Source organism: Acinetobacter sp. YH12233 (genome assembly GCF_013417725.1).
GTDB lineage: Bacteria > Pseudomonadota > Gammaproteobacteria > Pseudomonadales > Moraxellaceae > Acinetobacter.
Window position 1 is genome coordinate 1 of the sequence record NZ_VPDK01000018.1, and the last position, 11,665, is coordinate 11,665.

11 protein-coding genes, 1 rRNA gene and 1 pseudogene are annotated in these 11,665 nt (G+C 43.6%); 6 read left to right on the forward strand and 7 right to left on the reverse strand.

Features of this window, described 5'->3' with window-relative positions; all coding sequences use genetic code 11:
* Positions 1-3 precede the first annotated feature (3 nt).
* A 5S ribosomal RNA gene (gene rrf, locus FTV12_RS09540) occupies positions 4-118 on the forward strand.
* Positions 119-579: 461 nt separating this feature from the next.
* On the opposite strand, the gene FTV12_RS09545 is transcribed toward rrf, so the two are convergent.
* Positions 580-750: a hypothetical protein gene (locus FTV12_RS09545; protein WP_180033920.1), complete on the reverse strand. Its 171-nt coding sequence runs from the start codon at positions 748-750 to the stop codon at positions 580-582.
* Here FTV12_RS09545 and FTV12_RS09550 point away from each other — a divergent pair.
* The 4 genes and pseudogenes from FTV12_RS09550 (at position 737) to FTV12_RS16545 (ending at position 4,159) form a co-directional block, all read left to right on the forward strand.
* Positions 737-1,336: a hypothetical protein gene (locus FTV12_RS09550; protein ID WP_180033921.1), complete on the forward strand. Its 600-nt coding sequence runs from the start codon at positions 737-739 to the stop codon at positions 1,334-1,336. The genes FTV12_RS09545 and FTV12_RS09550 overlap by 14 nt on opposite strands.
* Positions 1,327-2,085 (forward strand): GGDEF domain-containing protein, encoded by a 759-nt coding sequence (locus tag FTV12_RS09555; RefSeq protein ID WP_180033922.1) that lies wholly within the window; start codon positions 1,327-1,329, stop codon positions 2,083-2,085. Before FTV12_RS09550 ends, FTV12_RS09555 begins: the two co-directional genes overlap by 10 nt.
* Before the next feature lie 143 nt (positions 2,086-2,228).
* Entirely contained in the window at positions 2,229-3,386 is a 1,158-nt protein-coding gene (locus FTV12_RS09560; protein WP_180033923.1) for a PQQ-dependent sugar dehydrogenase, read from the forward strand.
* A 375-nt stretch (positions 3,387-3,761) separates the two neighbouring features.
* A pseudogene (locus FTV12_RS16545) lies at positions 3,762-4,159 on the forward strand (tautomerase family protein).
* Between the two features lie 254 nt (positions 4,160-4,413).
* Here FTV12_RS16545 and FTV12_RS09570 read toward each other — a convergent pair.
* The 5 genes from FTV12_RS09570 to ribF all read right to left on the reverse strand — a co-directional run bounded on the left by FTV12_RS09570 (position 4,414) and on the right by ribF (position 10,009).
* The gene (locus tag FTV12_RS09570) at positions 4,414-4,956 is read right to left on the reverse strand and encodes an NADPH-dependent FMN reductase (RefSeq protein ID WP_005232867.1); all 543 of its coding nucleotides are present in this window, start codon (positions 4,954-4,956) and stop codon (positions 4,414-4,416) included.
* Between the two features lie 133 nt (positions 4,957-5,089).
* Positions 5,090-5,572, reverse strand: a complete 483-nt coding sequence (locus FTV12_RS09575) for a peptidylprolyl isomerase (protein WP_125278879.1) — start codon at positions 5,570-5,572, stop codon at positions 5,090-5,092.
* The gene (gene lspA, locus FTV12_RS09580; RefSeq protein ID WP_180033925.1) at positions 5,565-6,104 is read right to left on the reverse strand and encodes a signal peptidase II; all 540 of its coding nucleotides are present in this window, start codon (positions 6,102-6,104) and stop codon (positions 5,565-5,567) included. The genes FTV12_RS09575 and lspA overlap by 8 nt, the downstream gene beginning before the upstream one ends.
* A complete protein-coding gene (gene ileS / locus FTV12_RS09585) occupies positions 6,097-8,943 on the reverse strand; it encodes an isoleucine--tRNA ligase (protein ID WP_180025302.1) in 2,847 nt (948 codons plus the stop codon). Before ileS ends, lspA begins: the two co-directional genes overlap by 8 nt.
* A gap of 64 nt (positions 8,944-9,007) precedes the next feature.
* A complete protein-coding gene (gene ribF, locus FTV12_RS09590) occupies positions 9,008-10,009 on the reverse strand; it encodes a bifunctional riboflavin kinase/FAD synthetase (RefSeq protein WP_034705207.1) in 1,002 nt (333 codons plus the stop codon).
* Between the two features lie 255 nt (positions 10,010-10,264).
* Between ribF and FTV12_RS09595 the strand changes: the two genes are divergently transcribed.
* A complete protein-coding gene (locus FTV12_RS09595; protein WP_125278875.1) occupies positions 10,265-10,828 on the forward strand; it encodes a 5'-nucleosidase in 564 nt (187 codons plus the stop codon).
* 72 nt (positions 10,829-10,900) lie between these two features.
* Here FTV12_RS09595 and FTV12_RS09600 read toward each other — a convergent pair whose 3' ends face one another.
* Entirely contained in the window at positions 10,901-11,524 is a 624-nt protein-coding gene (locus FTV12_RS09600) for a TetR/AcrR family transcriptional regulator (protein WP_005232857.1), read from the reverse strand.
* Positions 11,525-11,665 lie beyond the last annotated feature (141 nt).

An 11,665-nucleotide genomic window follows, 5' to 3' on the forward strand; every position in this document is an offset into this window, starting at 1 on the left:
TGTGCTGGCGACCATAGCAAGAGTGAACCACCTGATCCCTTCCCGAACTCAGAAGTGAAACCTCTTAGCGCTGATGGTAGTGTGGGGTCTCCCATGTGAGAGTAAGTCATCGCCAGCTCATTATTCCAAAAGCCCTCTGCTCACGCAGGGGGCTTTTTTATATTTATATAATCACTTTTCTCTCTTTAACGACTAATTTTTTACAGCTGTATAATCTCTGATCAGCTGTAAAATGTTATACTACTCGTGTAAATATTTTTTATTCTCTGAGTCATATGCAGCAGATTCTCATAAACACATTTGTGTTGATATGGCTCAGTTTGATTTCTCCACAGCTATACGCTGTAACAGAATTAAATTTTGATCATCATCAGTATGTCAAACTCGATGGAGAATGGGATTTCTACCCCAATCAGCTGATTGATCCCACTTCTGGGCAGTGACCATCTCAGTTAACTTCCTCTAATCAGACTCTGGCTGTTGAAAAAGTTCATTTACCTAATTCTTTCCTGACCTTAACAGGTCATAAAGACTATATTGGAACTTTTCAAAAAACCTTCAGGCTGCCTGAATCAGCCATTAATCATGCGGTTTATGTTTACGTACCATACCAGTATGGGGCTTATCGCCTGTATGTTGATGATCATCTCCTGATAGAAGTAGGGCAGGTAGGCATACACGGTCAGCATCAGACCATGATGGCGCCAAAGCTGGCTTCTTTCCCTCACAGCGGGAAGTGACGATTACCATTCAGGCTTCAAGTTATCACCATATCCGTGGCGGGCTGGAAAACAGCATGTTTATTGGCTTTAATCAGCCTATTCTGGATAAGTTTTATGATCAGGTGATTCCTTTAAGTGTGATCAGTGGCGTTCTGCTGATGATTGGCTGCTTTATGGTGTTCTTTGCAGTATTTCGCAGCCTTAAAACGCAAGCAGGTAATTTGCTGCTGTTTCTAGGGTTATTTATTCTGTGCTTGAGCCTGCGTAGCTTCTTTGCAGTTCCATTTATTTATACTTTATTCACGAATATTTCCTGGGTATGGGGCACACGATTTGAGTATTTACTGACTGAATTGGCGACTCTGTTCTTCCTGATTTATATCTATTTATTGCCGTATCGACTGTTAAATCCTTATTTATTAAAAATCACAGCTTTGCTAATTAGTATCAATGTAGCTGTGACCCTGTTTACGCTGCCTTATATCTTCCAGAGTTTCTTTTTCCAGAGCTTTAGTATTGCAGTACTGGTCTTTATTAATCTGCTTTATGGCGCTTACCGCATGCATAAATCGCATGTGCGTTATTCCAAGATCAATCTATTGCGGTGGTGCTAGTCTGCCTGACCTTTCTGCATGACTATTTACTTGCTTTAAAGGTGATAGATTCAGTTGAAATTGCATTTTATACCTCTTGTGCCTGTTTTATTTTAATTACCTTTCAGCTCAGCCGTGATTATGCGGTGCAAAGTATTAATACCGAGTTGTTAAACAAGCAGCTTTTGCGCCTGAATAAAGAACTTGATCAGAAGGTTCAGGACCGTACACGTGATATTACTCTGCTTAATGAGAAACTCGCGCAGCAGGTGAGGCTGGATTCGCTGACAGGTGCCTATAATCGCTTTACCTTAAATGAACAGCTTCAGCAGCAATATGAATATACAATCGCAAATCAGACTTCGCTGGCTGTTTATATGATCGACGTAGATTATTTTAAAAACTATAATGACTATTATGGCCATCTCAAAGGTGACTATATTTTAAAAACACTGGTTCAAACTATTCAGCAAATATTGCCTGAAAATGGCTTTCTGGCCCGCTATGGTGGAGAGGAATTTGCGGTTTTACTGGCAGATATTTCCTCGCAGGAAGCCGAAGCTTTTGCCGAGCAACTTTGTGAGGTCATTCGTCAGCTCAATTTGGAACATGCCAATCGTGGGGATGACAAGACCTGGATCAGTATCAGTGTTGGGGCAGCGATTATGGATGCAGAGCATATCTATAAAAATGTTGACCGTTTACTGAAAACAGCAGATCAGCGGTTGTATCAGGCGAAAATTCTTCGTGATTCAGCCTATATTAAATAATAAAAAATCTAATCAATACATCAGCTATCTTATTGAGATTATGTTATATCCGCTTACGATTCCTTTACTTTTTTATTATTTTAGCCGCTGTCTGGAATGCTAAATTGGTACTTATCTGAATGAAATTAGCATGAAAAATAACAATGAAACAAACTCAAATTGCAGCAATTTTATTATTAGGCTTAGGTTCCTATAGCCTGACTGCCTGTGCCCAAGACAAGACTTCAGCATCCCCAGCTGGACAATCCGCTGTCAAAACCACACAGCAAGCCTATAAAGTTGAAGAATTTACGCAGTTGAATGAGCCATGGGCACTGACTGAGCTGCCAGATCAACGTTTACTGATTACCGAAAGATCAGGAAAATTAAAATTATTTAATCCAGCCAATCGTAGCACTCAAACTGTTCAGGGTATTCCTCAAGTGGCCTATGGTGGACAAGGGGGCTTAGGCGATGTCGTACTCCATCCTGACTTTGCCAAGAATCAGTGGGTATATCTCAGTTATGCTGAACAGGGGCAGGGTGGTTATGGTGCAGTCGTGGTTCGTGGCAAGTTAGATCTCACCAAGAGCACGCCACAGCTCACTCAGATCAAAAAAATCTGGACTCAGGTACCGAAATTTTCTTCCGGTCAGGGCCATTATGGGCACCGGATTATCTTTGGCTCAGATAACAAACTCTGGATCAGTTCGGGTGAACGTCAGCAATTTAATCCAGCTCAAGACATAAACTCCAATGCCGGCAAGATTATTCGTCTGAATGATGATGGTTCAATTCCTTCCGATAATCCATTTATGAATCAGGGTGAAATTGCCAAGCAGGTCTGGAGTCTGGGGCACCGTAATCCTCTCGGTTTGGCATTTGATCCACAAGGGCAACTTTGGGTGATTGAAATGGGTCCTAAAGGCGGTGATGAGCTGAATAAAGTGATGAAAGGCAAAAATTATGGCTATCCGATCGTCTCCAATGGAGATCATTATGATGGCAAGCCGATTCCGGATCACAGCACCCGACCAGAGTTCGAAGCACCAGCACTAGATTGGACTCCAGTAATTTCTCCTTCAGACTTGCTGTTCTATACTGGCAATAGCTTTCCTCAATGGAAAAATAAAGCTATAGCTACAGGTCTTTCTTCTCAGGCAATGATTGTAATTGATACTACTCAAAGCCCTGTTAAAGAAATACAGCGACTGGATATGAAAGAGCGGATTCGTGGTGCGATTCAGGCCAAAGATGGCTCACTCTGGGTGATTGAAGATGGTCCAAAAGCCAAGTTGCTTAATATGATCGCATCTCAGTAAAAAGCTAAATAGTTAATATCAGAATGAAAGAAAAAGGCCCCAACTCCTGTGAGGGCCTTTTCAAATTTAGCTCAGATACCTATCCTCCGGTATCGATCAGCATCCTGCCGATGTTTTATTCTTGTTTTTGCAAGGCTTCCTGTCTTGGTATGCACTCAATATAGCCTGAGTCAGAAAGACCGAGTAGAGGCATTGACTGCATCTGCTGTAGGCCAGAGGCGACAAGCTCACTTGAAAATATTTATCCAATTAATTCCAGAGTTCTCAGGATAATTTTGCGATATGGTAGAGATAGAAGACCTTATTAAAGCTCATCTCTCTATTCAATAAAAAATATCTAAAAGAATTCAATAAAATAATAAAAAGAAGAAGCACATGCCTACCGTTCAAATTGAAGTCCGGCAGCAGTATTCCCAGGCTGATGAAGAGCAGTTACTCGACAGCGTATTTCAATGTGTGAAAAATGCGTTTCAGCTGCCTGACTATGACCGTAATATCCGGCTGGTGGTACATGAAGCCCATCGTTTTCAGTATATGACTCATCTGACCCAGCCTGAATATTTTACCTAGATCAGTATTGACTGCTTCGCTGGCCGGAGTCTGGAGACCAAGCGCAAACTGTATCAGCAGATTGTGTAGAAAGCTTGGGAAAACTGGGCATTCCGCCTGATCATATCCTGATTCATCTGTGAGAAAGTCCATTGGAAAACTGGGGAATCCGAGGCGGACAAGCAGCCTGTGATGTCAATTTAGGCTTTAATGTAGAGATCTGACCTTTTTAGAAAAATACCAGATTTTAAATACAAAAAAGCCCCAACATCCTGTTGAGGCTTTTCTGGATTTGCTTCTCAGATCTGACTCCTGTCTGACCTGTCAACGTCCTGTTACTCTGCGCTTTTTATTGTTGTTGTATCGCTTTGCAGACTTCCTGTCTGTCTATGAATGAAACTATAGCCTTGAACTGAAAATGGGAATAGCCGACAAATTCTGCGCTGCCTGTAGGCTAAAGCGCACATCGCTGTCGTCCTCAGGCACTGACATACTGGATCAGCTTATCCACGACATCTCTGAGTGTTTTATTGTCGAATTCATTCCCTTCAAAGCTGTAGTCTTTATTGCGACTAAAAATGTCCCGCAGCTCTACAATCGCATTGGTATCCACCATACCGAGCTGAGTGCCGACCTGGCGGATCTGGTCAATGGAACGTGAGCCGTTGGTGACACCATAACCGATATAAGCTGCCGGTTTGCCTTGCCATTCCTTGGCCAGATAATCCAGGGCATTCTTTAATGCCGGGCTATAGCCATGGTTATATTCAGGACTGATAAAAATAAATGCATCCGCAAGAGCAATAAAGTCGGCCCATTCCTGCTGTTTCGGCTGATCATAAATACCAGTCAATGGGGGATGAGAACCAGCAAAAAGCGGAAGGTCCCATTCTTTTAAGTCGACAAGTTCGGTTTCAAGCGTGCTAAAACCATATTTTTTAATTTCCTGTAGTACCCAATGTGCGACCTTAATTGCTGTACGTCCTTCACGCACACTGCCAACCACAATATAAATTTTCATATCTTTCCCTTTCTTATCGTATTCTCATCAAATTAAATTAATCAGATTTATTAATAGAGACTAGAGAGGATTTGTATCTAGAAACTAAAAAAGCTCCCGAAGGAGCTGTTTTAAATCATGTGATTAGCTGATATTACATCAGCTTCACGCCTTGCTGGCCAGCCGGAGTGACTTTGAAGATTTCGACTTCAAAGGTGATATTTTTACCTGCAAGAGGATGATTAAAGTCCACTTCGGTAATATCATCATTTACGGATCTTACTACGCCATACAAAGTCGATTTGGCCTTGTCTTCAAACTCGATCATGTGACCTTCGATCGGACGTTCGCCAAATTTCACCGTATCAAATTTTTGAACATTTTCAGGATTCCACGGACCAAAAGCTTCTTCGGGTGGAAGGCTGACAGTACGACGGTCACCGGCACGCAAGCCCATTAAGGCTTTTTCAAAACCTGGTAATAGGTTGCCATCACCAATAGTCAGACTTACCGGTTCTTCACGGCTACGGGTATTGTCAATTTCTACGCCACTTTCGATCGCGACAGAAAAATGAAGCTCGACTTTAGAGCCGTCTTCAACACGAGTTTCCTCGTTAGGATTAATAAAATCAGTCATGTTGCGCCTGTGCACGTTGAATTCGGTGTTTTTCCAGGAAAAACGTATCAATCAGCAGCAGAATCGTACCTAAAGTAATGGCACTATCCGCAATATTAAAAGCAGGGAAGTGGCTGTTCTGATAATAGACATGAATAAAGTCAACCACATAACCCAAAGAAATGCGATCAATCAGATTACCAATAGCCCCCCCCAGAATCAGGGCAACTGCTAGTGGCAAGACTTTCATGCTCTTTGGCATACGCATCAGCCAGAACACGAAAACCACAGACACTAAACCTGCAAGTAAGGTAAAGAAATAACGTTGCCAGCCACCGGCATCGGACAAGAAACTAAAGGCAGCGCCATAGTTATGTAACAGTGTCCAATTTAAAAAGGGCAGGACGGGCACCGGATCTGCATATTCCAGATGTGTTACCGCAATCCATTTGGTCCATTGATCTAGAATGATCGCCAGAATAGCCAGTCCAATCCACCACAAATTGTGAGGATAGAACTGGAACAGACCCTTTTTCTGCTGTGGGTTAGGCATATTTTCTCTCTTCACCTTGGCCGCTCGGGAGGTTAATGATACAACGACCACATAGTCCTGGATGTGAGGCATGTGTATTCACATCAGGAAGTACATGCCAGCAGCGTACACATTTCTCGCCATCTGCCGCAGATACTTTCACGCGTAGACCTTCAAGTTCAGCATCATTGCCTTGAGCAGCATCAAACGGATTCACGATCACCTGAGAAGTGATCAGAACGAAACGCAGCTCATCACCCAGACGGTCTAGAACAGCTTTCAGTTCATCATTGGCCCACAGCTCAACTTTGGCAGACAGGTTTGAACCCACCAGTTTCTCGTTACGCGCATTTTCAATGTGCTTGTTCACCGCAGATTTCACTGTAATCAGGGTTTGCCAGTCTGCTTCAGACAACAGGTTTGCCTGTGCTGAAACTGGAATATCGTACCATTCAGCAGTGAACACATATTTCTCGCTTTGACCTGGAATTAGTGGCCATGCTTCTTGAGCGGTGAAGCTCAGGATTGGTGCCATCCAGCGAACAAAGGCTTGTACCAGATGATACAGCGCAGTTTGCGCAGAATGACGTGCCTGTGAATCTGCTTTAGTGGTGTACTGACGGTCTTTGATGATGTCTAAGTAGAAACCACCGAGGTCGTTAATACAGAAATTGGTCAAGGCATTGGTCACGATATGGAAGTTCATATCTTCATATGCTTTCTTGATGGTTTCCTGTACATCATTCGCGCGTTGCAGGATGTATTGATCCAGTGCAATCAGTTGATCTACAGGTAGTGCATCAGTTTCCGGATTGAAGCCATTCAAATTCGCCAGCAAGAAACGCAGGGTATTACGGATACGACGGTAACCATCTGATGCACGGTTAAAAATTTCTTTACCTGCGGTCATTTCATAACGGTAATCTGCTGAAGCGATCCAGAAACGCAGGCCGTCTGCACCCATGTTCTTGATAATGTCTTGCGGAGTAATAATATTACCCAGCGATTTCGACATCTTGCGACCTTTCTCATCAACCACGAAACCGTGAGTCAGCAGACCTTTATATGGCGCACGTTGATTGATTGCCATAGAGGTCAATAATGAAGACTGGAACCAGCCACGGTGTTGGTCAGAACCTTCAAGATACAGATCAGCCGGATCGGTCAATTCTTCACGGTCACGCAGCACTGCATAGTGGGTTGTACCAGAGTCAAACCATACGTCTAAGGTATCGCGAACCGCGTTGTACTGCTCAGCATCATCACCAATGAAGTCTTTGGCTTCACGGTTATACCAGGCATCAATACCTTCCTGTTCGATCAGTTTCGCGACTTCTTCGATCAGTTCAGGTGTACGCGGGTGCAGTTCATTGGTGTCTTTATGCACGAAGAATGGGATTGGCACGCCCCAGGTACGTTGACGTGAGATACACCAGTCCGGACGGCCTTCGATCATCGCCTGAATACGGTTTTTACCCCAATCCGGTACAAAGCTGATGTCATTTTCAATGGCATTCAATGCGCCCTGACGCAGACCTTTTTCATCCATGCTGATGAACCATTGTGGGGTCGCACGGAAGATAATCGGAGTTTTATGACGCCAGCAGTGCGGGTAGCTATGCTTGATAGGCTTATGTGCCCATAACTTGTTAGCTTCGCCAAGTGCCGCAATAATTTGTGGATTGGCCTTGTAAATATGTTCGCCTGCAAATAGTGGTGAAGTCGGTAAATACACACCATTACCGCCCACTGGATTATCTACTTTCAGGTTATACAGCAGACCAACTTTATAGTCGTCCACACCATGGCCAGGCGCAGTATGTACAGCACCGGTACCGCTGGTTGCAATAACGTGTTCACCCAGAATCACTGGCACTTGACGCTCAGCGATTAAAGGATGTTGTAGTACCAGATTCTCAAGTTTTGCACCGGCAAAATCGGCAATCACTTCAACCGCATTAAAACCATAACGTTCAGTCGCAGATTCAACCAGATCTTTGGCCAGGATAAAGTTTTGCGCCGCTTTATCTTCACCACGTGCAACAACCAATTGGTATTCAATTTCAGCGTGCAGAGCAACCGCCTGATTCGCAGGCAGGGTCCAAGGCGTAGTCGTCCAGATCACGATATCGGTTGAGTCTTTAACTTCAACACCTAAACGTGCAGACAGATCCGCCAGATCAACCACGGTGAAACCCACGTCAATCGCGTCTGACTTTTTATCTTCATATTCAACTTCAGCTTCAGCCAGTGCTGAACCACAGTCCAGACACCAGTTCACCGGTTTAAGACCTGGCTGGATATGGCCATTTTTCGCGATTTCACCGAGTGAACGCACGATGTTGGCTTCCTGCTTGAAGTTCATGGTGAGGTAAGGATTGCTCCAGTCACCAAACACGCCCATACGGATGAAGTCTTTTTTCTGTAGCTCCACCTGACTCAATGCATATTCGCGGCAAGCTTTACGGAAAGTAGGCGCATCCACTTTAACGCCGACCTTACCGACTTTTTCTTCAACTTTCAGTTCAATTGGAAGACCGTGACAATCCCAGCCTGGCACATAAGGCGCATCAAAGCCGTCCATGATGCGGCTTTTAATGATGATGTCTTTAAGTACCTTGTTGACTGCATGACCTAAGTGAATCTGGCCATTGGCATATGGAGGGCCATCATGAAGCACGTATTTTTTCTTGCCAATTCGCGATGCACGAATCTGCTGATAAATGTCATCGGCATACCACTCTTCTAACCATTTCGCTTCACGTACTGCCAGATTTGCTTTCATTGCAAAGTCAGTACCTGGGAGGTTCAGCGTGGCTTTATAATCCACTGCATTTTCAGGAGTTTGCTTATCGCTCATGCAAGTTGTCTTCCAATTTAATCAGTCATTAGACTGACACGTTTTACAATAAAAATACGGGACATTAAAAGGGAAATGTGGGGTGTTTTCGACGAAACTCAAGCAGTTTCTCAACATCATCATCAATTCCGGCCTTTAACGCTTCAAGCGAAGGATAATCTTTTTCGCCATGCAGATAATTCAAGAAGGTTACCCGCATTAACAGGCCATACAGATTAGCAGAAACATCAGGAAAATGTACTTCTAATCGCCATTCCGGATGAGTCTGTTTGATCGCAGGGCGGGTACCTACATGACCGGCACCAAACAGGCTGCCCTGATCATAGCCGGCAATACCCGGCTGTTCAGGATTTTCTTGCTGAACCTTGGCGCTGAGTGATCCGGTTTCACAGACGACTTCAACCCCATAAATACCCTGCAGACAGGGTCTATGCCGGTTTAACCGGACATTAATGGTCGGGAAATCAATGGTACGGCCAATCTGGTCGCCGTATTGCACCCGGCCGGTAATACTATAAGGACGTCCCAGTAATTTGGCTGCCAGAGCCAGGTCACCCGCTTGCAGAGTCTGACGGATGCGGGTAGAACTGACCCGTTCACCATCCAAGGCAATGGTATGCAGGTTGGTAACCTTAAATCCGTAGTCTCGCAGGAATTCACTATTACCTTGACGGTTTTTACCAAAGTGAAAATCATCCCCCAAAACCAGATGCGCTGCATTCAGTTTATCTTTCAGAATGTCGGCAAAGGCTTCGGCACTCAGGCTACGAAAATGATGATCAAACTTGGCGACCGCAATATAGTCCACACCCAGTTCGCTTAAGTATTCCACCTTTTCACGCAAAGAGGAAATACGCGGCGGTGCTTCATAACCTTTAAAAAATTCAAGCGGTTGTGGCTCGAAAATCATCACAACAGTTTTTAGTTGCTCAGCTTCTGCAACAGCTTTTAACTGTTTGATCATGGCCTGATGACCCAGATGCACGCCGTCAAAATTACCAATCGTAACGGCGGTTTTTGGCAATTCAGAATGTGACGCTAAAGCATTGAGACGGAGCAGCTGCATAGGCGAAATCAGGGAATTGAAAAATAGGAAAGGCTATATATTGCCATAATCTCAACGATTCGTCTTGTTGTTGTGTTTTTATGCAAAAAAATTATTGAAAAATCACGAAACCCATCAAGAAGAAAGTGTGCCATCCAAGAATCTTCTGCGGTTATTTAAGTGAAAGATCTGCAAAACAGAAATCTAAAAACCCGCTTTTCATTGCCTGGATTTTGCTTTCTAATGTCACGGTTTTCTCAGTATCGAGTAGTTTGCATGTCAGATTCGGCACTCATCATGGCATTGGCCAGTGAATCCAAAGGTTTGTTCGAAGCAGAAGGTGTAGAAGTCCACTATAGTGGCATCGGCAAGGTGAATGCTGCTTTTAAGGCTTTTGAAGTGATTCAGAAAACTCGCTGTAAGACCCTGATTAATCTGGGCACCGCAGGCAGTTCCCATTTCAAGGCGCATGAACTGGTTGAAGTTAAGCGTTTTGTGCAACGTGATATGGATGTTTCACCACTAGGATTTGAAGTTGGTATTACCCCGATGGATGATCATTTGCCAGGCGCAATTGATCTGGAACCGTTCTTTGCCCATTTACCGAAAGGGGTTTGTGGAACAGGGGATAGCTTTGAAACAGGCTTACCAAAAGTGGCTTGTCAGCTGGTGGATATGGAAGGCTATGCGCTGGCCAAGGTATGCAGAAAATTGGATGTGCGCCTGATTTCAGTTAAATATATTACTGACGGTGCAGATGATAGTGCTCATTTGGACTGGGAAGAGAATCTGCTGCTAGGTGCGCAGAAATTATTGAATTTATATCAAACGTTAAAATAATAATAAAGGGTGAGAGAAGGGGTCGGCGACCATAAAATTTATGGCCGTATGCCAAATAATTTTTGCGTTGACCTATTTTTCTTGTGTACGCGGAAGTACGCCGTACAGCATCATATGTACAGTATGCTGGATAATCCGTTGTTGCATGCTGCGGTTACGCAAGGTCTTGCCTGTTACCATTTCCATCTGGGTTGCGAAATCTGCATAGTTCTGGGTCACGGCCCAGATATTCAGAATCAGCAGTTCAGGATCGATATCTTTAGAAATCTTGCCTTGTTCCTGCCAGTTTGAAATCACTTTGGCTTTACGCTTGACCAGTTTTTTCAATGGACCTTTTAAGATTTCTAAAATGTGCGGCGCACCCTGAATCACTTCCAGAGCGAATAAGCGTGAAGCTTTAGGCTGGGTACGCGATACTTCAATTTTTTGCATCAAATAATTGGTAATCGCTTCTTCAGGCTCAAGATCAGCTTCTAGCATTTGTAAAGGTGCCAGCCATTTTTGTAGAACGGTCGTTAAAACCTCTACATAGAGCGCCTCTTTATTTTCATAATAATAGAAAATATTCGACTTATGCATTTCTGCAATTTGCGCGATCTCATCTAAACTCGCCCCATTAAAACCGTATAGGGAAAAAACATCGAGTGCAGCATTCAGCAGCTGGTTGCGTTTTTGAGTACTCTTTTTTTGTTCCATCAGCAAATATTAAAAACAATTAAAAAAGGGAATTTTTAATTGTACGTCAAATCATCAGATTTGTGCATCAAGTCAGGTGCTAATTTTATGAATAATGATGATTTATTCTTTAGATTAAAGATACAATTAGTATCGGTTTAA